17 protein-coding genes are annotated in these 20,415 nt (G+C 44.7%); 10 read left to right on the top strand and 7 right to left on the bottom strand.

The genetic code is table 11. The features are described 5' to 3' along the window. Positions 1 to 202 precede the first annotated feature (202 nt). The gene (locus ACJJI3_RS07800) at positions 203 to 886 is read right to left on the bottom strand and encodes a hypothetical protein (protein WP_444932829.1); all 684 of its coding nucleotides are present in this window, start codon (positions 884 to 886) and stop codon (positions 203 to 205) included. Positions 887 to 1,643: 757 nt separating this feature from the next. On the opposite strand from ACJJI3_RS07800, the gene ACJJI3_RS07795 reads away from it, so the two are divergent. Both ACJJI3_RS07795 and ACJJI3_RS07790 read left to right on the top strand, forming a co-directional pair. Next, positions 1,644 to 3,812, top strand: a complete 2,169-nt coding sequence (locus tag ACJJI3_RS07795) for a jacalin-like lectin (protein ID WP_413665303.1) — start codon at positions 1,644 to 1,646, stop codon at positions 3,810 to 3,812. A gap of 146 nt (positions 3,813 to 3,958) precedes the next feature. Further along, the gene (locus ACJJI3_RS07790) at positions 3,959 to 4,408 is read left to right on the top strand and encodes a phosphate-starvation-inducible PsiE family protein (protein WP_444942065.1); all 450 of its coding nucleotides are present in this window, start codon (positions 3,959 to 3,961) and stop codon (positions 4,406 to 4,408) included. 125 nt (positions 4,409 to 4,533) lie between these two features. Here ACJJI3_RS07790 and ACJJI3_RS07785 read toward each other — a convergent pair whose 3' ends face one another. Next, complete coding sequence (locus ACJJI3_RS07785) at positions 4,534 to 5,619, bottom strand: NAD(P)/FAD-dependent oxidoreductase (RefSeq protein ID WP_444942064.1); 1,086 nt, start codon at positions 5,617 to 5,619, stop codon at positions 4,534 to 4,536. A gap of 135 nt (positions 5,620 to 5,754) precedes the next feature. On the opposite strand from ACJJI3_RS07785, the gene ACJJI3_RS07780 reads away from it, so the two are divergent. Next, positions 5,755 to 6,615, top strand: a complete 861-nt coding sequence (locus tag ACJJI3_RS07780) for a LysR family transcriptional regulator (RefSeq protein WP_444942063.1) — start codon at positions 5,755 to 5,757, stop codon at positions 6,613 to 6,615. Here ACJJI3_RS07780 and ACJJI3_RS07775 read toward each other — a convergent pair. Further along, a complete protein-coding gene (locus ACJJI3_RS07775; RefSeq protein ID WP_444942062.1) occupies positions 6,546 to 7,457 on the bottom strand; it encodes an EamA family transporter in 912 nt (303 codons plus the stop codon). The genes ACJJI3_RS07780 and ACJJI3_RS07775 overlap by 70 nt on opposite strands. A gap of 119 nt (positions 7,458 to 7,576) precedes the next feature. Here ACJJI3_RS07775 and ACJJI3_RS07770 point away from each other — a divergent pair, with 119 nt between their 5' ends. Both ACJJI3_RS07770 and ACJJI3_RS07765 read left to right on the top strand, forming a co-directional pair. Continuing rightward, positions 7,577 to 8,977, top strand: coding sequence for an aminotransferase-like domain-containing protein (locus ACJJI3_RS07770; protein WP_444942061.1), 1,401 nt, complete (start codon positions 7,577 to 7,579; stop codon positions 8,975 to 8,977). 135 nt (positions 8,978 to 9,112) lie between these two features. Then, positions 9,113 to 9,883: a hypothetical protein gene (locus ACJJI3_RS07765; protein WP_444942060.1), complete on the top strand. Its 771-nt coding sequence runs from the start codon at positions 9,113 to 9,115 to the stop codon at positions 9,881 to 9,883. A gap of 65 nt (positions 9,884 to 9,948) precedes the next feature. Here ACJJI3_RS07765 and ACJJI3_RS07760 read toward each other — a convergent pair whose 3' ends face one another. Continuing rightward, on the bottom strand, positions 9,949 to 10,329 hold the full coding sequence (locus ACJJI3_RS07760) for a VOC family protein (protein ID WP_444942059.1): 381 nt from the start codon (positions 10,327 to 10,329) through the stop codon (positions 9,949 to 9,951). A gap of 570 nt (positions 10,330 to 10,899) precedes the next feature. On the opposite strand from ACJJI3_RS07760, the gene ACJJI3_RS07755 reads away from it, so the two are divergent. Next, positions 10,900 to 12,768, top strand: a complete 1,869-nt coding sequence (locus tag ACJJI3_RS07755) for a carotenoid oxygenase family protein (RefSeq protein WP_444942058.1) — start codon at positions 10,900 to 10,902, stop codon at positions 12,766 to 12,768. A gap of 118 nt (positions 12,769 to 12,886) precedes the next feature. Next, positions 12,887 to 14,470, top strand: a complete 1,584-nt coding sequence (locus ACJJI3_RS07750) for a D-arabinono-1,4-lactone oxidase (RefSeq protein WP_444942057.1) — start codon at positions 12,887 to 12,889, stop codon at positions 14,468 to 14,470. A 155-nt stretch (positions 14,471 to 14,625) separates the two neighbouring features. Here ACJJI3_RS07750 and ACJJI3_RS07745 read toward each other — a convergent pair whose 3' ends face one another. Further along, entirely contained in the window at positions 14,626 to 15,474 is an 849-nt protein-coding gene (locus ACJJI3_RS07745; RefSeq protein WP_444942056.1) for an alpha/beta fold hydrolase, read from the bottom strand. A 205-nt stretch (positions 15,475 to 15,679) separates the two neighbouring features. Here ACJJI3_RS07745 and ACJJI3_RS07740 point away from each other — a divergent pair, with 205 nt between their 5' ends. Both ACJJI3_RS07740 and ACJJI3_RS07735 read left to right on the top strand, forming a co-directional pair. Continuing rightward, entirely contained in the window at positions 15,680 to 16,471 is a 792-nt protein-coding gene (locus tag ACJJI3_RS07740) for a nucleotidyltransferase domain-containing protein (protein ID WP_444942055.1), read from the top strand. A gap of 168 nt (positions 16,472 to 16,639) precedes the next feature. Further along, a complete protein-coding gene (locus ACJJI3_RS07735) occupies positions 16,640 to 17,371 on the top strand; it encodes a hypothetical protein (RefSeq protein ID WP_444942054.1) in 732 nt (243 codons plus the stop codon). Positions 17,372 to 17,440: 69 nt separating this feature from the next. Here the strand turns inward: ACJJI3_RS07735 and ACJJI3_RS07730 are convergent, their stop codons facing one another. Both ACJJI3_RS07730 and ACJJI3_RS07725 read right to left on the bottom strand, forming a co-directional pair. After that, positions 17,441 to 17,650, bottom strand: a complete 210-nt coding sequence (locus ACJJI3_RS07730) for a helix-turn-helix domain-containing protein (RefSeq protein WP_444942053.1) — start codon at positions 17,648 to 17,650, stop codon at positions 17,441 to 17,443. Position 17,651: 1 nt separating this feature from the next. Beyond that, positions 17,652 to 18,104, bottom strand: coding sequence for a hypothetical protein (locus ACJJI3_RS07725; RefSeq protein ID WP_444942052.1), 453 nt, complete (start codon positions 18,102 to 18,104; stop codon positions 17,652 to 17,654). A 208-nt stretch (positions 18,105 to 18,312) separates the two neighbouring features. Here ACJJI3_RS07725 and ACJJI3_RS07720 point away from each other — a divergent pair, with 208 nt between their 5' ends. Beyond that, on the top strand, positions 18,313 to 20,379 hold the full coding sequence (locus ACJJI3_RS07720; RefSeq protein WP_444942051.1) for a S9 family peptidase: 2,067 nt from the start codon (positions 18,313 to 18,315) through the stop codon (positions 20,377 to 20,379). Positions 20,380 to 20,415: the final 36 nt, after the last annotated feature.

Genomic DNA, 20,415 nt, shown 5'->3' with positions numbered 1-20,415 from the left:
ATTTGTTTAAAAATCTGAATTGGAGATGTCTAGGGCTAATCTCCTGCCAATGGGGGAAGAAGTGTGCTTTCATGCCGTTGAAGTACAGGAGACTTCAGTTAAAGCGTGCCGCTTGCAATTCTCTGGTGCTAAGCGGCACCTAGTAGCCATCAGCTCTTACAGAGTCGGATTTGTCGCAATTGCTATTAAGTTAGTTGAGAAATTACTCTGTGTTAGGTTGTGATTCTTGAGAAGCTTGGAATAGTGATTTTATCAGATTCTTGGTGATTTCTTTTTGGTGTTCAGCTCTCAGGTTCTTCATGTACGCAGACTCGTCGGGAACAACTATTTCAGGCAGTATTTCTTTCACTGCTGAGTCGCCATTCCATTCTACGGTCGCTCTGCTGTCGAAGCTGGTTCTGAACTTTATATATTTATCCTTATCGACAAATACATAGCTATTTGAGAAGTATTCAGCATCGTTTCTGTTGGTAAGTGTGAAAGATGACTTTTTTCCAGAATATAGCTTTTCACCGATTTTAAAGCTGAAGTTTTCAATAGTCTCTGGTGATCTTGACTTGTAATGCCCTTGCTCTATAGCAAAGTCAACTTCATCTATAATATCGCCCATTTCAGTGGAGATGATTTCATCTGTATTTTCCCATGTGATGCTATCGATAGGGTATACATAGACATTGATAATATCGGTAGGATACTGCTTATTATCGTACTTTAGGGCAATTCCCAGCATGGGTTCATCGAAGGTGCTGCTTTCGGTGAGTACAAAGTTATCTGTTTCTTCTGGGGTGATCAGGTCTTGCTGATAATTGCTTGCATTTTGCGGTCGCATAGATCCACATGAGGCGATAAGAATACTACTCAGTATGATAAGTGCCTTGCTTTTCATTCTCTCTCCTTGATAAGGCTGCTTTCCTGGGGCGGAAATTATAAGTTTCTATTTGTTCTATGAATGTAATATTTCAATAAGCCTACCACTCCTTGGGTGCTCAATTCATTGTTTGGTAAGTATAAATATCTAAGTTGTACTCTTCTTATATCCTGAATCCGGCTTAGCTTTAAATCAACTCTACGCCTTAAGGAGAAGATTTCTTGTCGTCTATTTTTTTATCGATGTTAGCTGAAGAGTGTGATGCCGACTCTATTAAGGTTTGTCCCAATTATATTTTGAAACTATCAATAATCTGAAAAGATGAATTAGATGCCCAAACTCTGCTCCTAAACCAGAAGATTTAACGTGCGTGATATTACTTCCAAGGTTGTGATTGAACCCTAAATACTGGAGGGACATTTGGTCTGTCATTTATGTTGGCCCTGTTACAAATGGGCAGATGTTTACATAACTACCTTAAGCTCGTAACTGATTGGTCATGCTCTGTAGCTACTATTTTGCGCCCCCCCGCTAGCAGATAGTTTTATGAATGTTTAATTCGGAGATGGATGTTTGTCAGTACTGAAAAGTGCGCAAATTATGAAAATGTAAAGTAGGGTAAATGACTAAAATTGACCAGCCAGTACTGTTGTAATTTAGCGGTTCGCGACAGGCGTGTACGCTTGTTCCAATTGGTCAATTCAACTGAGGGGAAATACTTACTGGGATTTTTATTTTAGCGGTAACTATCAAGATACTTATCAGGAAAAGAATAATGCATAAAACAATTGGTTTGGTATCAAGTTTGCTTTTGAGTTTTTCGATGTCTGTTGTCGGCGAAATTGATGCTAGCGATGATAAAGTGAAGCGCCTGGATTTACAGGGGCAGATTGATACAAAGGCTCCCTTATCAAAGACCTTGTGGGCGGGAGCGCATAATGCCTATGCATCCTATCAGTGGGATCAGGGTGTATATACCGATGTAAACCAGTGGTACGCGCCGGAGAAATTATTCAGTCGGGGAATACGTCTGGTCGAATATGATACTTACCCCGCTTCCAATTTCAGTTCAACACCGCACCTGTGTCATATGGGCCTGGAAGAGGCCACTATGTGTATATATATGTTTGGTACAGCTGCAACGCTGGGGGATGGGCTGGATGAAATTAAGGATTTTCTTGAAGATAATAACGATGAAGTCATATTCCTAAAGTTTGAGGCTTACGATTCTGATTACCACCAGAACTTCCGCAATAAGATTGGTGAGAAAATTGAAAGCAGGTTGGGGGATCTGGTATTTAAGCCTACCGACTGGGGCTATACAGAAGATGATTGCGCCTCCCTGCCGGCGCAAACACTGACTAAACAGGATGTGTTGGATGCGGGACGCAACGTTATCCTATTTATTCAGGTGCCCAGAGAGTATCCGCACACTGGTGATAACAATCTGTGTGATTACCATGACGAGTCAAACACATCGAAATTCAGACGCAATGTCTGGATCGGTGTGGATGAGATGGATGCATCTGGAAACCTCACTTCCAATGAGCCACTTGCACAAAATTCCAGCCAGTTAACAGCAGATATCGACGGTAATGCCAGCGCAACCAGCCACTACAACAATGGGAATTTAAGTGTCGCCTTGGATGCAACAACCGAATATAGCAAGGATGACATCAAGTATTCCGGCAGTGAGATCCTGGAGAAAGCAGTATCTGGGTATAACATGCTTGAGTTGGCGCTGGTGGAGGCCAATGCGACCACTATAGGTGCTTCTAAGGCACCCCAGATTGAAGATTTTACGTGGTCTTGGCGGAATGACTCTCCCAGTGGTAACAATAGTTGCGCCTGGTTAAGTAATGACGGTGAAATTCGCGACTATAGCTGTAGTACGGAGCGAGTGTTTGCCTGTGTAGACGATGAGCGAAACTGGCACATCAGCAGTGCATCGGGAGCCTGGAGTGAAGGTTATTCCGCCTGTGAAGCCGATGGCTATCGCTATGGAATGCCTTATAACGCTTTGGAAAATGCCGCTCTCTATGCCAAGAGGAATTCGGAAGGTGTAACTACCTCGGTGTGGGTGAATTACTACGAACCATTTGATGGGTTCTGGATCGCCAACCAAGACAGCTACTCGGATTTTGGTTATATCAAAAAAGATGTTGTGGGTGGTACCGGAGGTGATGCGTTTGATTCAATCGACCTGGTAAAACGTAAGCTACTCGGCAGCGGTACTATGAATCTGAAATCTGTCCAGATTCGTTCCGGTGGCCGAATTGATGGTTTTAAAGCTTGCTATGAATTTAAGCAATCCCTAAGCCATGCCACAGCCAGTGATCATGAATACTGTATTGAATATGGTGATGGAGATGGGGGCTCGATGGGGAGTGTACTGAGTTTCAACTCCGCCAGCAGCGAGTATTTGGATGACGTTAAAATTTGTGTCGACGATGAAAAGCATGAAACAGGTAGTGTTTACTACCTTAAATTGACGTCGAGCAATGGCTCATCTATTTCCGGAGGCACTCAGCAGGGGACTTGTACAACTTATTCTTCCACTTCATCCCAGCAAATTTTTGCTTTCCACGGGCGCCACGGTGATGAAATCAATGCTTTGGGTGTGCACAAGTTGTCCAACAGCTTGGTAAATCCAGGGTACTACGCAACCGAGTGGCTGGACCTGGATGATCCCTCCTCAGGTGGCATTGATTATGAGAGCTTTAACGAACACAAGTCGGCGGGAAATATAAGCAATAGCTGTGCTGTCAGTGATGTTGCTGGTATTGAGGCAAGGGTTGTTGATACGAAGTTGGATTATTCCTTAACCGGCGAAAGCATGCATATAGGCGATATCGGCACTAATTACCGCTTCTTTTGTGCAACAGAGGATTGTAGTGACTACGAAGTAAAGTATTTCTTCTCTAACGCAGCCTGCCTACCTTAACGACTCACAATATCCCGGCGGTGAATATGCTGCCGGGATTCCTCTTACTACTCGCTCACTAAAGGAAGCTCTCTCGGCTGAATACGGGGATTTCGCCTATAGTCGAACTCAAGCAATGTGCGGTATCAATCGGCAGGGCGAAGCCCATGAAATATGACGAGATACATGAGGATCATGCTGATCCCCTGATCAACCAATTACATCGAGCAATAAAATATGCCGTTAAATTTCTCGCCATTCTTATGGTGTTGGTCATATTCTGGACCATTGCGGATGTCGTCTATGTACTTTATGAAAGGCTAATGGAGACGCCATTCCTATTGCTGGAAATGGAAGATATCCTCGAGACTTTTGGGGCCTTTCTTGCCGTTCTTATTGCCATTGAAATTTTCACCAATATCCGACTCTACCTGGGTACAAATGTGATACCGGTGCAATTGGTATTGGCTACAGCCTTAATGGCTGTAGCTCGGAAGGTTATTGTGCTCGACTTAAAATTTGTTAACGCGGAGCAAATAGTCGGTATTGCCCTGGTGACTATCGCTCTGGGAGTTTCCTACTGGCTGGTGAGGGAAAAAAGTAATAAACCTGGTTAGTACTTGTGAGTTTTTGTCCTTGATAATGCTCACTTTATGATTTTATTTTTTGTATTTATACAGTTGGCTAAAATAGAATCATATCGTTAACTGCATTAATAGCTACTTACAATAGTTAGCCCGAACTAAGAGAGCCGGGCACTTGGCTGAGTGCCAAACTCACGATAAACCTTATTAATGAATAGGTCTTTCTGCTTCAACCGCACAAGGTGGTTGCAGGTTGTTACTGCAAAAGGTAGCTGCACTAATCCTTGCTTCTGGCCAATGGGAACTAGTGCCATTAGTGGGTTTCGTTTATAGCCTTTGATACTTTTTCCTTTTCTATTTCTAGCGATGGCCTTTGCCAGGTATTCACCTTGCTGAGAGGCGAGGTAGCCCAGTTTGGCCTCACCAATATCGGCAATGTCTCCGAGTGCATACAAGCTCGGTTCGTCAATAACTTGAAGTCTGTTATCGACTTTCACAAATCCCTGCTCATTAAGGATATGCGCTAAGTGCGGTTTTAGGTAATCATTGTTGGGCAGCGCACCAATTGCTTCAAAAACCAGGTCTGCATCGCTGGCTTGGCCATTGTTGAGATTTATATAGCGGCCATTCTGATTTTGGTAGCGGCTGTTAAACTGAATTTCTACACCTAAATTCTCTAATTGTCTCTGGGCTTTGATCTGTGCTTTAGGCTTGAAGTTGTCCAATAAGACCTCTTTATTGTGTGCCAGAATTACTTGAGTTCTCGGCATAGCGTGTGCGATCTCTCCCGCCAATTCGACTCCAACGACCCCTCCACCTATCACCATGACTTTCCTTGCTTGTTTCAGTCGCTGATGCTCGTTCAACAGTTCTTGGTTTCTGGATTGAATATCCATTGCGCAAAGGGATTTGGCCATTGGCATACTCGGATATCGGGTGCCGGAGGCGAGTATGGCACTGTTGAAATGTAACTCTGTTCCATCTGCCAAACGCGCTGATTTCGCAGACATTTCCATTACATCTCCCTGAATGAAGCGGCCATAGAAAAAGTCTCTATAGTACTTGCGCGCTTGGTTCCCGGTACTGGATGGATCGGTTACATTGCGCAAGGTGGCAAAAGTGACTTCAAAATAATCTTTTTTGTCTACCAGAATGGTATGGAGCCCATGTCTTTCCAGTGATTGCGCGACAGACACACCGGCGAAACCACCGCCTACTATCAATACTTCCGCTTTAATTACCATATTTTTCAACCATTAGAGGGTGTACAGGTCATTTGAATCCATTTTATGGCGTAGCGAATATGCTGTGAATGTGTGATTATGAGACTCTGATGTGCATATTTGCACATGCTGAGCATTGGGGGCTTGAGGTAAATAATGGATAAATGGACTGAGTTAAGGACCGCTTATAAGCTGGCCAAGCTGGGCACTCTGAGTGCAACGGCCCAGGAGATTGGTATTCATAGGTCCACCGTGATGCGCCATATTAATGTACTGGAGGAGAGCCTTGGGGTTGTACTATTTCAGCGCAATGACAAAGGCTATATTCCAACGGAGGCGGGGCTGGAGGTTATGCGACTGGGAGCGGTGACGGACAGCCATTTTTCTCAGTTGTCCTCGCGGTTACAAAGCAAAGAGCAGAATTTGCAAGGCAACCTCACCATCACCTCTGTCGGCGAAATGGTAGACCTGTTGATGCCGCTCATTAGGCAGTACCAGGCCCAGCACCCAGGGATGCTTGTCAATTTAATCGGGGACCTGCGCAATTTTAACCTAGAGTACGGTGAAGCTGATATTGCGATTCGTGTCGGCGAGAAACCAACGACACCCGATAATATCGTGCTGCCATTTTTCACTACAGAATTCGTTTTCTATGCACACAAATCCTATATTGAAGAGTATGGGCTTCCCGATAAAAGTAATCTCCAAGAGCACAGGTTTCTGGCTCTAGGTGATCGTCCGTTACACTTTGGCTGGAATGAATGGATTTATAATCATATTCCCGATCAAAAGATTGTGCTGACTGCTTCCAGTCAGCAAATTCTTAACCAGGCAGTGCTTTCAGGCTGCGGTATTGGCGCCATGCCGAGAATCCTGGCTTCAAAATTTGAAGACATTATTGAGATTCCTACGCCTGAAAGCTGGCAAGTCTCAACTTGGATACTTGTTCATCGCGATATGTTTAACATGCCAAAAATCCGTGAGTTTCTTAGAATCTTAAAGCTCTGGCGAAAATGAACAATACCAAGTGCCAGCCCAGAGAAAATCATAATAGCGGCCATTAACTTTTCTGAACCAATCGATTCGCCAGTTAATAACCAACTGAAAAAGAGTCCAAAAGCGGGGCAGAGTAAACCTAAAGGCGCAACAGTAGACAGCGGGTACTTAACGATTAACCGGTTCCAGAACCAGTATCCCAGCAGAGTGGTTGGGTAGGCCTGAAACAATATGGAGAAAATCAACTTTCCACTAAGGTTGTTATGAATTTCATAAAATATATCCGCACCATTTTGAATATAGGTAGCAGCGAACAATGGTAACGGTGCAAAAAATAGCCCCCAGACAATAAAGCTAAATACTTCCTGTGTGCCGCTGGCTTTTACAATGAGCCCACTGATGCTCCAGCTGGTAGCCGCTATTAGGATAAGTGCAATACTGATTAGGGGCACAGTGCCATCTTCAACCATCAAACTTAGTAACAGCCCTCCCAGGGCAAGTAGAGCCCCAAGAGCTTTCTGCGGGATAATCTTTTCTTTCAGGAATACCCAGCCGAATAGTAAGCTAATCGCAACATTTACTTGCAAAAGAAGTGAGGCCATTCCCGCAGAGAGCCCGATAGAGATTGCCCAGGTGGCCATCCCCCAAACCCCACAGCCAAAAGTCAGGCTGTAGGCCAGAACGTACTTCCAGCTGGCTGTCGGTCTGGAAACAAAAAGCACTGCCGGAAAGGCTGCCAAAGAAAAGCGTAAAGCCACCAGAAGGAGTGGGTCCAGATCTTCCGTTCCCATCTGAATAACGATGAAGTTGAAGCCCCACATTGCCATTAGTAGCACACCAAGTAATAAATCCGAGTACCGCATCAGCCCCTCCAATTTGTCTCGGGGCTAACTATCCAAGAAATGAAAAAAGGTATACAGATGCAATTTTTGTATAAAATAGGTATACAGTTTGGGCGGAGACGGAATCGGAGAGGGGATAGGTGCGGTATAAAGAGCTTGCCGAACGCTGTATAGAGGATATTCAGTCAGGGAGAATACCAAGCGGTCATAAGCTACCGTCCCTCAGGCGGTTCGCTGCACAAAACGAAGTGAGCCTGACAACAGCCCAAAGCACCTACTACTTGCTGGAGGAGCTCGGCTGGGCGAAGGTTCGACCGCAATCTGGATTCTTTGCCTCAGTTCCTCCCAGCAGTAACCCGCCTCCCTTAATGCCCGCATTCACCTGCCGAACAACAGATCCAGAAAGTCACGATTACTATTTCCGGGGGTTGGGAACAGGACCATTGGGTGTTGCGTCTTTATCCCCAGAGCTATTGCCGTTAGATTCCCTGGAGCGCAGTATGCGGCGGGCAACCCGAGAGGCTGGCGCCAGTATGCATGGCTATCCGGTTTCCTCAGGGGAGCCGCTTTTGCGCAGTGCGCTTAGCGCACACTTTGCCAGTTATGATTTGCATTTCTCTGCCAATGAATTAGTAGTGACGAATGGTTGTATGGATGCCGTCCGCACAGCGATTGCCATTACGACTAAGCCCGGTGATGCGGTTGCGATCAGTTCTCCTTGTTACAACGGTCTTCTTAATCTGTTGGCGTTGATGGGACGAAAAGTCGTTGAGATACCGACTGTTGAAAACGGCTTAGACCTCGCACAGCTAGAGCGCTATATGCAGCAGGGATTGGTCCAAGCGGGTCTTTTTAGTAGCAGTCATATGAATCCTACGGGCGTGTCCCTGAGTTCGGAGCAGAAAGAGAACCTGGCCGCACTGGCTGGTAAATATCGGATTCCAATTGTCGAGGATGATGTGTATTTGGAGCTCGGATTTCAAAGAAGTCTGCCCATGCCCGTGCGCTACTGGGACCGGAGCGGGTATGTGCTTTGGTGTGGCTCTATCTCCAAGACATTGAGCGCGGGCTATCGACTGGGGTGGTGCTTACCAGGAAGGTATCGAAAACAATATGAACGCTATCGATTTACCGAAAGTTTCGGTGTGAACTTGCCCGTCCAATTAGCGGTAGCCGATTTCATCGGTACCAATCAATACTCCCGTCATGTGCAGGGGCTGAGGCAAAAGCTTGCCTTCCAGGTCGCATCCTATCGCAACTACTTAAGTTCAAACTTGCCCGATGAATCGCGCATCAGTGATCCCCATGGAGGAATGGTAATTTGGTTGCAGATCCCAGGGTTGGATAGCTGGAGTCTTTGTCAGTTGGCTTCCGAAGAAAATATAGCCTTGTTGGGCGGTGCAGATTTCAGCACGCTTGATCTCTACGGAGATTGTGTGCGGGTGAATTGTGGTTGGCCGCTTGAAAGTAAAGATGGAGGGAAGACTGAGGCCGGATTTCAGTTAGAACGTTTTATCGAGTTAACTCACTCATGCCGATAATTAATATTATTCAGATATTCACAATCTTGGAAGACTGTACCTGAACTTTCATATCGTTACACTGCTTTTGATAGTTATTTTTCCTCTGCTAGAATCCGCGTCCCTTTTAGGATGATTGTTCACGGAGGACATCTAATGAAAACTCTTGCCACTTTTACAGCAGCGATTGCTATTGCCGGTGCGGTTCCCGCTCAAGCAGAACAGACTTTTGAACTGCCTAAGTTTAGTCAGTGTTCTGTAGCAGCTTCTGCAAGTAATACTAATGATCGCGAGGTTTATCGCATCTTTTCAGACTTCTATTATGAAATAGAAGACTCTCGAGAGTATGCAGTTAAGGCTGTGCAATACTGGGCTGAAAGCTTTGCAGAAGACTGTGCCGGGGAGACAACTCAAGTCAGTCTGGATATGGTTCAGTGTGATAATTTTATTGGCGGTGCGCCGGTTTGCAGAATAGAAAGTGATGAAGGTGATTACGTCATTGTGAAAGACTATGTTGATTCAACCAACGTAGTACTCTCTCAACATGATCAACAGAACTGGCCAGGAATACATTCTTCGAATGATCAGGAAACTCTGTGGATGGCCAGACCTGAACTCTGCTATAGCGAGCTTCTGGAAGGGGGTATTGATTCCCAGGCATATTACCTGGATGCCTATAACTATCGCTACTTTGGTGATTACCGCTATGTATTGGCAAGGAGCAGCCGCGATTTAGTGCAAACTCTTGACAGCCAATACAGTCAGTGTGAGTACGATACTTCGGGAATTGAAGCCTACAAAATGCAGTGTACTGAGACTTCCCAGGGGACGAAGGTGTGCGCAACTGCACATACTGGAGCCGGCTATTTCGTATTCGTGAGTGACGATCATCACGGCATGCACGTTATTTTCAACCGCTGGGACTGATTGCTCTATTAGTCCACTTATAAAGCGCCTCCCTGTAAGGGGAGGCGCCTGATTGCGAACCCTAATTAGCTTGCTCTATACAGTGCGCAGAGCTTATTGCCAGCAGGGTCTCGTAAGTAGGCGAGGTAGATTGGGCCTACGGCGCTATCCCTTACGCCTGGGGGCTCTTCGCAGCTGGTACCACCGTTGGCAATACCTGCAGCATGCCAGGCATCAACCTCTTCAGAACTGTTTACTGTAAAGCCAATAGTGCTGCCGTTGCCATGGCTTGCGGGCTCCCCATTGATGGGTTTGGTGATGGCAAAAATACCGTTGTCATTAAAATAGAAGCAGCGGCCACGATCATCAATAGTGCCGGGTTTGTAACCCAATATTCCAAAAGTGGAATCGTAAAATACCTTTGATTCCTCGATATGGTTGGCCCCGACCATAATATGACTAAACATTGATGTCACCTTAAATTAATTTTAGGGTAGTTGTGCGTGAAAGATTGTATACCAATACTATTAAACATCAATGAATAATCATTCACTCATTGCCTAATAGAATTGTTCGTATATCCGTTACCTCCAGGCTGTACTTCTCAGGGTGTGTGGATTGGTGCAGCTTTCTACCTGTTGGGGTTTATATATGAGATGCCTCACAGATATATTAAATATTGTGCGATTCAATGATCATTAATATTTATTTTAAATTCTGTTGTTGATAATAATGTGGTGGCTAATTCGGGCGATATCGAAATTCTTATCGATATTTTTTTGCTTGACTGGCTGGTATTTGTTTTTTGTTCTTTTTAATAGGTTTTATTTTCTGGTTTGGTTTATTTTTATTGTGGTATATAGGTTGATGGTGTGAATTTTATGAGGTTAAAATTCTGGGGGTTTGGTTTGATAAAAAATAATAAATGGTTTTCGCTTAAAGGTTTACTTTGGGTGTAAGTTGCGCCAATTATTTAATTAAAAAATTTAATTTTATGGTCAGGTTAAGCTGTCGGCCGTATTTTTTAGGGATAAAAAATGAAGCGTCGAGATCTATTGAAGGCTGCAGGTGTAATGTCTGCATCACCGCTTATGGGAGTGGCATCAGCTAAGGCTGGAACAAGTAATGCTTTGGATGGCTCTAGTTTCCCAGAGTCAATAATGGTTGGTGATCTATCAGATTCCTCCGGAGTACTCAGTGTAATACAGGGAATCTTACCTGATGATGTTATTGGCCATCTTCTTATGGCTGAGGGTATTCCTTTGGCGTCCAACCATCTTACACCTAATGGAAAGGGAGCTTTGACCCGGCTCGACTTTACTGGGCGGAGCAATAACAGTGAAGTTCCCTATACCCGAAAAATGATACGTACCGCGTCTGCGATAATGCAGGAGCAGGATTTAACAGGTTTTGATAAATTCAATTTGTTAGGTGGGACAATATACTCAAGCCCGAATCTGGGATTTATGAACTACTGTAATACGGCCCCCAACTATATGGGAGATAACCGTTTTGCAATGAGTTATGAAGGGGGTATGCCCTATGAGTTTGATGCTACAACTCTAGAGATGGTAACCCCTATTGGAGAAGTGGATGAATGGAAATCGAGCTTACCCCCGCTGCTTGAAAATCTAACCCCAGAAAAGTGGCTATTTCCCCAGGTTCGGACTACCGGTCACCCTTTCTTTGATCTGGAAACAGGTAACTGTATCACCATCAACTATGGTGGAAATATTGGTGATTCTGGTAGCTCAGGATTTATTCGATTAATTCGCTGGGATCGAGAGGGTGCATTTGAAAGTTGGAACATTCGGGATCGTCAGGGTAACAACGTCTATATTGCTGCAAGCTCACACTCTCTTGGCGTAACGCGAAATCATATCATTGTCTTTGAAACTGCAGCGAGAGTTGAATCTACCCGAATTATTGGAACACGAATAGTTCTGCCTCAAGAACACCGGACCCGGTGTTGGGTTATTCGGAAGGCCGATATGGTGCCGGGTGCTGATACTATTATCGCAGATTACCTGGAGCTCGGCTTTGATACGTCGGACATTGTCTGCAACTACGATGACAATGCGGGTGAGATTACCCTGTATGGCCAATATATGGGGGCAATGGATAAATCTGAGCAGTTATTCCGCTTTGAAATCCTGCAGAAGGGAGGTTTGGTACCCAAGTGGTTGTCCGGATACCCTGCTGCACCGCTGGATGTTGGAGGTTTGGTACGTGCCCGGATTCGAGTTAACTCAAATTCAGCTATTGAGATAAAAGAAGATTACCGGGTTATTCGGGATGATGCGCTTTCCTGGGATATGAATGATCCGGCTTACCGTGGGCACTTCCAGTTCCCTGAAACCTTTGAGCACCTTTATTGGGCTGCTGTGGGTTACAGGCCTGACCATATATCTATGCGGGTTTCCTGGGCATATCGCGATTATCCTGAGCGCCACTACGGCTATTGGAATATGCCTGAAGAAAGTCGTCCCTCTGCCTTGATTCATATGGACTGCGTCAATATGAAAATTGCGGATGCCTTTCAGTTCCCAGAAGATTGCGTAATGCGTACACCGCAATTTATGGCCCGCCCGGGCTCCACGGCCCAGAACGACGGTTATGTGATTGCAGCAGTTGTACGCAAATATCCAACGACATCCGATTCCAATGGTAAAGAGTTTTGGATTTTTGATGCGGCACGTCTCAGCGGTGGGCCAATTTGTATCCTAGCTAACAGATCACTGGAATTTGCAACAACGAATCATGCACTGTGGGTGCCATCCATTAGTCGTCGCCCTTTATCAGCCTACCGGTCAAATTATGCTGATTTTCTTCGCAGTAAAGCGCCTGATCACAGCAGTAATGTTCGGGACATTATCGATGGGGAGCTGCTTCCCCGTTTTGGTTGATTTATCCAGTCTACGTTAATGCAATAAAGGGAGTTTAGGTATGTGTGCAGAAATAATAACCAAATCCAAACATTTATTGAGGTGGTGTAAAAAAGCTCTTTGTGTAGCAGGCGTTTTCATGGCTGCTACAAGTGTTGCAGAACAGCTACCGCCACCAATTGAAGTGCCTGAGGTATTAAAAAACTACCAGGATACTCAGGATTGTTTCCCTGGTGTTATCCATGATCCGACCAGTATTGATGAAGTTCAGCAGATAGTACGTGATGCAGCGGATCAAGGCCGTAAAGTGATGACAGGGAGTCGCCGATTCAATAGTCAGATTGATGCGGCCTGTGCAGGTAATGGAGAGGTGCAAATTACTCTGGAAAATATGGATCAGGTCGTTAGCCTGGACAAAGATAACCTGTTGGTTACTGTCCAGGCTGGTATGAGATTCCGGGATTTGACCGCCTATCTTCGAGAGCATGAGCTAAGTGTGCCCATGGTGACAGAGCTGGCCATATTCACGATAGGCGGTATGCTGGGAAGCGGTACTCACGGTTCAACTTTTACACAAAAAAGCAGCATGATCTCTGATTATGTCACCGAATTGAAGTTGGTTGATGGCAATGGGGACTTACGAGTAATCAATGGTGAGATGCTCAATGCCGCCAGGGTAAACCTAGGTGTTTTGGGCGTAGTTGTTGAAGTGACCATAGAGGTTGAGCCTGGCTATAAGGTACAAGCAAAAGTAAAGGGGTATCACAGCGATGACGAGCTGGAGGAGGTTGTTCTTGATTTAGCTCGAGATAATCATTCAGCTAATGTTGCCTGGTTCCCGGGATTAGGGCGCTATACTGTAACAACTTACAACAAGGTACCTTTGTCGACTAAGGGTAATGCTTACAATGCCCAGGCAGATGTATCGGACTTTTCCGAATATTTATTTGGACTGATATTTGATAGCCTTCATGAAGCCGATAGTGCCGCATTGCAGTGTTTTGCAGCTTCTCTTCGCCATACTGCTCGCTCCAGTTCCTATTTCAGGGATGTTGATTCAGGCCTGAAAAAGTTTATTAAGCCCACTGGACATGCGGACCTGATGCAACATTTCGTATGTAAAGAGCCAGACAAATGTGTCTGGGATAACCTTCCAATTGCACTTCAGGAAGTCGCGATTCCATTTGAAGAATTGCCCAACTGGATTGCGGATGTCCGCCAGATTATTGCAAATAGTGAAAAAACCTGTTTTCCGCTGAATGGTATTTATTTCCGTTTTGGCAAGGCTTCCGATAGCTATTTAGGGATGACAGCAGGCCGCGATACAGCGTTTGTAGGGATTGAATATACCCTTCGTCAACGAGGTGAAGCTGTGCCAAAGAACTACTTTGTCAATTTGGAAATTGAGCAAATGTCCCTCCGGAAGTATGGAGCCAGGCCTCACTGGGGTAAGAATTCAGTCGCTATTTTTGAGGACATGGCTGAGCGATTCCCCAAGTGGTCCCAGTTTATGGATGTTAAAGAAGAGTTGGACCCAAACAATATATTTTCCAACCCCTTTTGGAATCGGGTAAGTGGGGCTGATCCTTTGGAAAACTATTTAACTCCTGGCTGCAATCCCGATGGTCAGTGCTATTGTCAAACGGATGAACACTGTGAGGAGGGTTCCAGCTGCCAAGCGGGAGTTTGGTATTCAGACGCAAGGATTTGTAAAGCTGACTAGAGCTCTTTGGGGGGGGATATTTCCACCCCCTGCGTTTAATTGGTAGTGAATAGCAATAAGAGGCTTTTAACTGCTGAGCGGGAAAGAATACTCGAGAGACTAAGCCTACAATCGGTTTTCATGCCTTATAGGTATTCTTTCCCTGCTCTTTATTATTAAGTTACAGGTTGCTGGTCACAGCAATTAGCAATGCTTTCTCTCACAAGTTGGCAGAAGTGTGCAGGATCTTCCAGAGGCAGCATATGATTTGCTGAGCTTATCTCTTGTGGATGAGCATCTGGAATCAATGTACCTGCCGCAAGCGATACAGTTCTAAATAGCTGGCGAGTATTGCTGCCGTAGGCCACGGAAACTGGAATAGATATGCCTGAAAGACTAGTTGGGTTCAGTGCGGGTTGTTCAGTTTGATTAAGCTGCAGAGGTAGGGTGTAGGCATTATCCAGCTGCTGTACACGATATTTAAGAGGCTGCTGAGAGAAGTAGCCTGCTTGATTCCCAGAGCCGTCGATTAGTAGCTTAACGGCAGTATCCAGCTCACCTTCAGCTGTTGTTTTAAAAATTTCTGCAAACATAGATTCAGCATCTTGGCGATACTCTTCCATGTCATTGTTTTCAATGTATCCCGGATATCCAGGCTCATAAAGGTACAGACTTTTGATTAATTTAGGTGCCTTTATAGCAGCATTTAAGCTCACATCGGCACCATAGGACCATCCTACTAGGTGGACAGGACCTATATCTAGTGCCTCAATCAGCCCTACCAGGTCTGCTGCATGGGTATCAATTCCAAAGGGGCCTTCTGAAGGGTTACCCGGGTTACTGAAATGCCTTTGGGTGAATGAAATCGCTCTAAATTCACTTGATAGAATTTTGCAGTGTTCTTGCCACATACGAGCATCGGCCAGTGCACCATGTACAAAAACAATGGGTTCTCCCTGTCCCTCCTGGAAATAAGAGATAGAGTGGTTGTTTACAGAGATAGAGTCTTTTGGATTTCTGTCCATGGGGCTAGCTTCCTGGGAGCCACTTCTTAGCGCTTATCATAGCCTATAGGAGCTTTATGCTTAACATTTTCTAGTCCAGTTGTTAGGAGAGAGAGACAGCTGCCCTAATGGCTCTCTTATGAGAGTAAACCGATAGGTCTCCTAAGGGTAATCAACGAGTTTTTCGGGTATAGTTGATTTGTTTTGACGTAGCAGGTAGATGTATATGGAATCGCTGATAAAGGACCGCCTGAAATCACTGGAAGTAGAGCGAGATATTGAAATTATCTATGCCTGTGAGTCAGGAAGCCGCGCATGGGGATTTGAATCCCCTGATAGTGACTGGGATGTAAGGTTTATCTACAAACGTGATATTCAGCAATATCTCACTATAGGTACTCCCAGAGATGTTGTTGAGGTTCCATTTGATAAGAAACTTGGCGATGAACTGGACTTGGTCGGCTGGGATATCAAGAAGACTTTAACTTTAATGAGGGCAAGTAACCCCACTTTAATTGAGTGGCTATTTTCGCCAAAGGTCTATTTTAGAAATGAAGATATTTTGAAGTCATTGCAGGATTTGGCTTTAAAATGTTGGCAGCCGCGAGCATTAGCTCATCACTATGTCAGCATGGGATTTAATAATTATTCCAGGTTTATTCGCGAGGATGATCGAGGCTTTAAAGAGATTAAGGTCAAGAAGTTACTTTATGTTCTGCGTTCACTGCTTAATGCCCTGTATATAAAAGAGCTTACAAAAATTCCTCCTGTGGACTTTAGTTGCATGTACAACGAATTGTTGCTCTCCTCAGGAAATGAGTGGCTTCTGGATATTCTTTCCAGTTTGATTTTGAAAAAGAAGGAGCTTGAAGAGGGTGATTTGATAGCCGTTGATGGCAAACTGGATGGCTGGATACAGGAAAATCTGGATAGGTCTGGTGCCAATTCTATAGAGGAAAGGCCAAAATTGGATCTTCCAGAGTTTGACAGGCTTTTTCGTAAAGTGCTGGGTGTATAGCCTTTTAAATCGGGCGATTGGAGTTTTGTGCATAGGCGGTGCGCATAGGGTTTGGCGAGTAGCGGGAAGAGCAGTTTTGGGGATTAGCCTGAATTAACAGGTAAGTATATAGCCACCTGTTACCTTATGATAACGTTATATCTCACCTAATTTCGAAAGGGATAACCGATGAATATGTGTACGAAAGTGCTACTACTGACTGCCTTATTCGCTCTGGGTGGCTGTGCCTCATATACTACTCCAGGAGGCTCGGTACATCTGAGTAAGCTGGCGGGTGCCGATATCAATGAGTTGATGTCTAAAGAGCCAGCAACGCCATTCCCTGCAAATATCTCGATTGCACGAGTCCAGGCACCAGGGTACCAATCTTACCGACTCAATAGCTTTGGCACAGGCCGCTACAGTGTTGTTACTACCCGCGAGGTGGAGACCGAGGGGGATTTTCTTCGTTTATCGCAGCTACCGGCAGTATCCAATGTAGCGCCGCTTAATAAAATTCTACTGCCGACTAATCTAGACTCAGTACGGTCACTTAGGGAGGCTTCGGCGCGGCTAAAAGCTGATATTTTGCTGGTGTATACCTTTGATACGTCTTTCCATGCTGGTGAGCAGAAATTTGCTCCGCTCAATGTTATCTCCCTGGGGTTTTTAAAGAATAAAGAGGTAACGGTGACAACCACAGTCTCGGCAGCATTCTTCGATGTTCGCACAGAGTATCTGTTTGGTATTTCTGAAGCCACAGCTACAGACCGTAAGAGTGCGAGTGTTTGGAGCACATCAGATGCGGTTGATGATTTGCGTGTTGCAACAGAAAAAGCTGCGTTTCAGGATTTACTGCCGGAAATTGAGAAGACCTGGGCAGGTATTCTAGCTCAGTACGCGAATTCTACCTTGAAGTGAATGGCTTACTTTACTACTGAACAAAGTTAAACCTGGTGTTAGAGAGCCCAATGGGCTCTCGCAATAATCTTACTCGTCTGGTTTAAACTCAAGAATATCGCCAGGCTGGCACTCAAGTGCTTCACAGATTGCCGCCAAAGTATCAAACCTTACTCCTTTCACTTTGCCGCGCTTCAATAGGGATAAGTTGGCTTCGGTGATTCCAATCTGTACAGCCAGTGATTTTGAGCTGACTTTACGTTTGGCCAGCATAACGTCCAAATTGACAATAATTGCCATGCTAAACAAACTCTTTGTTTTCTTGGTCAATTTGTTTTGCGGCGCGCAAGACATAAAGAATGCTCACCAAAACAAATAGAGTAAATACTCTGCCTATATCAAACCTAATGATTAATGTAAGCTCATTACCGTGCAAATAGGATAGGTAGCTAACCCATACTGATTCCAACTCCCGCAATGGTATAAATACTCCGTAAAGCCATATTAGCCACAGATAACAGCGGTCGCTTTTTTTGCCAAAATAGTCACCTTTTGCATACTGCCCAAAGAGCCGCCATAGCCAGTAGGTAAATAACCCAAAAAGTAAAAAAAATGGTAGTTGGCCAAGCAAAAGCAGAGGTTTGTACCTGCCTCCTTCTTCTGCCCACAGTTCCTGGAACAGGAGATTACTGCTATTGAAAAGATTCTTGTCGAAAAGAAAAAAGTTGATAAGCAGCCAACAGGCTGCGGCCAAACTGACTATTAATACACTCCAGCGCAGGCGAGTGCTTAATACCTGAATCTTCTGGCTCACCAGGTTTGCTCCATTGGAAAGAGTCGACATTATAGTGCAATAAGAGTTTTATCTAAAGCAGCTATAAATTATTGCTTTACAATAATTTATAGCTGCTTTACAGTATTTCCAACAGTCGACACTGACAGCTAACAAGGAGTTAAAGCATATGAAGTTGCACATTCGTAACAGTTCAATAAAGAAGGCTATCTGCAGCTTGAGTATTGCGATTGCATTTAGCGGTTGCAGTATGAATGCTTCCCAGGAAGAGGGGACGACAAAAGTTAACGAGCAGGAGTTGATTTCTGTCGAGAGCCTCTTTAATGAGTCTGCTATCAAGGACGTTAATCTGTCATCAGATGGACAATGGTTAGCCTGGCTTCAGCAGCATAATGGAGCGCCAAATATATATGTGATGTCGGCTGATGGGGCAAGCAAAGATGCATTTGCGCTAACAGAGTTTACAGATGGTGTTGATGCTTTTTTCTGGGATAAGCATCGGCTTGGTTTATTCGTTTTAAAAGATGTGGATGGGAATGAGCAACACCAGGTTTATCGATTGGACCTGAATGTTGAAGGCAAAAGCTTAAACTTGATTGGCACCGAAAAATTAACCCCAAACGATTCTGCAAATTACATGGTTTTTGGGCAAGCTTCGGAAAAGCGGGATTCACTGACGCTAATGGCCAATCATGATGACCCGAATGATTTGAAATTTTATCAGCTTAATACTGAGACGGGTGAACTAACATTTTTGATGGAAAATACTCATCGATTTAACGAAATTTTAATTGATGATGAAGGGGTTCCGGTTGCTGGTGTGCGACCCAATCCTGATACGTCAAAAGAGTTATTTGTTCGTAAAGGCGACTCCTGGGAGGGGGCACTAAAGACGGAGCCGGGAGAAATACTATCTCTGTCGAGCTATAACTCAGAAATTGGCAGTCTGTATTTTGAATCAAGCTTTGGTGCAGCTGATACCTCTGGGGTAAAACAGTTAGATTTAACTTCAGGAAAAATAGCAGCCATTCACCAAGATCCCAATCAACGGTCAGACGTGTATAAAACTCTGTTCAATAAGGATGGTGAGCTCCAGCTGGTTTCCTATTATTATGGTTATCGAGAAGACTATCCTGTTGATAAGAATTTCCAAAAGCACTGGCAAAATATCACCAGTAACTTTAGTCGTCGGGTGGAAATAGACGTTGTTTCCATGGATGAAGAAACTGGAGTTTGGTTGTTGGAAGTTGCCAGCGATATCGATCCTGGTGCGTTTTATAGATATCAGCAATCAGACCAGTCACTGGTACGTTTAATTGACAAAGATTCCCAGTTGGACCCTAAATTTTTGTCAGAAAAGCGCTCAATAACCTATACCGCGCGTGATGGTATTACTATTCAGGCATACCTCACTTTACCTAAAGGGAAGAGCAAGCAATTGCCGTTGGTTGTTCTGCCCCATGGCGGTCCTTGGTCGAGGGATTACTGGAAGCTCAACGATGGATTTATGACGCGTCTAGCACAGTTTTTAGTGAATCGCGGTTATGCGGTATTGCAGCCAAACTTCCGTGCCTCCACGGGTTTTGGTGAGACTTTTATCGCTCTGGGTAATCGCCAATGGGGAACAGGTGCGATGCAGCATGACTTGACCGATGGAGTAGAGTTCTTGATTGAGCAGGGAATTGCTGACAGCGATAGAGTAGCAATTATGGGGGGCTCATATGGAGGCTATGCGGCTTTGTCAGGACTAACATTTACGCCTGATACATATACTGCAGCAATATCGTTTGTTGGTCCCTCTAGCTTGATTACTTTGATTGAATCGTTTCCGGAGTATTATCGCCCCTTTATTTCCAATTGGTTTAAAGCGGTTGGAGATCCTTTGATTGAAAGTGATCGGGAGGAAATGCAAACTCGATCTCCGTTGAACTATACCGATCGAATCAAGGCACCTTTACTGCTGGTTCAAGGGGCTAATGATCCTCGTGTTACCCAGGTGGAGTCTGATCAAATCGCCAAAAAAATGTATGAAAACGGGTTGGAAGTTGAGTATATCTTGGCAAAAGATGAAGGGCATGGATTTAGCAAGCGCATTAACAAGTTGGCACTTTTAATAAAAACAGAAGACTTCCTGGCAGAACACTTAGGTGGGGAGGTGAGCCCATTGGTGTCGGATCAAGTTGCCACGCATCTGGCTGGTCTTGAAGTTGATATATCAAGCTTATCTGAGAAGTAATTCTTTTAGATAATTAATGGGGGCGGGTTGCTAATA

The sequence above is a fragment of the Microbulbifer maximicatervae (SeqCode) genome (assembly GCF_052466985.1).
This window is presented reverse-complemented; position numbering and strand designations above follow the sequence as displayed.

What these genes read in the sequence shown, in the direction of transcription:
- ACJJI3_RS07800 (WP_444932829.1), bottom strand. Translation starts at nt 886, where the DNA reads ATGAAAAGCAAGGCACTTATCATACTGAGTAGTATTCTTATCGCCTCA.
- ACJJI3_RS07795 (WP_413665303.1), top strand. Translation starts at nt 1,644, where the DNA reads ATGCATAAAACAATTGGTTTGGTATCAAGTTTGCTTTTGAGTTTTTCG.
- ACJJI3_RS07790 (WP_444942065.1), top strand. Translation starts at nt 3,959, where the DNA reads ATGAAATATGACGAGATACATGAGGATCATGCTGATCCCCTGATCAAC.
- ACJJI3_RS07785 (WP_444942064.1), bottom strand. Translation starts at nt 5,619, where the DNA reads ATGGTAATTAAAGCGGAAGTATTGATAGTAGGCGGTGGTTTCGCCGGT.
- ACJJI3_RS07780 (WP_444942063.1), top strand. Translation starts at nt 5,755, where the DNA reads ATGGATAAATGGACTGAGTTAAGGACCGCTTATAAGCTGGCCAAGCTG.
- ACJJI3_RS07775 (WP_444942062.1), bottom strand. Translation starts at nt 7,457, where the DNA reads ATGCGGTACTCGGATTTATTACTTGGTGTGCTACTAATGGCAATGTGG.
- ACJJI3_RS07765 (WP_444942060.1), top strand. Translation starts at nt 9,113, where the DNA reads ATGAAAACTCTTGCCACTTTTACAGCAGCGATTGCTATTGCCGGTGCG.
- ACJJI3_RS07760 (WP_444942059.1), bottom strand. Translation starts at nt 10,329, where the DNA reads ATGTTTAGTCATATTATGGTCGGGGCCAACCATATCGAGGAATCAAAG.
- ACJJI3_RS07755 (WP_444942058.1), top strand. Translation starts at nt 10,900, where the DNA reads ATGAAGCGTCGAGATCTATTGAAGGCTGCAGGTGTAATGTCTGCATCA.
- ACJJI3_RS07750 (WP_444942057.1), top strand. Translation starts at nt 12,887, where the DNA reads ATGGCTGCTACAAGTGTTGCAGAACAGCTACCGCCACCAATTGAAGTG.
- ACJJI3_RS07745 (WP_444942056.1), bottom strand. Translation starts at nt 15,474, where the DNA reads ATGGACAGAAATCCAAAAGACTCTATCTCTGTAAACAACCACTCTATC.
- ACJJI3_RS07740 (WP_444942055.1), top strand. Translation starts at nt 15,680, where the DNA reads ATGGAATCGCTGATAAAGGACCGCCTGAAATCACTGGAAGTAGAGCGA.
- ACJJI3_RS07735 (WP_444942054.1), top strand. Translation starts at nt 16,640, where the DNA reads ATGAATATGTGTACGAAAGTGCTACTACTGACTGCCTTATTCGCTCTG.
- ACJJI3_RS07730 (WP_444942053.1), bottom strand. Translation starts at nt 17,650, where the DNA reads ATGGCAATTATTGTCAATTTGGACGTTATGCTGGCCAAACGTAAAGTC.
- ACJJI3_RS07720 (WP_444942051.1), top strand. Translation starts at nt 18,313, where the DNA reads ATGAAGTTGCACATTCGTAACAGTTCAATAAAGAAGGCTATCTGCAGC.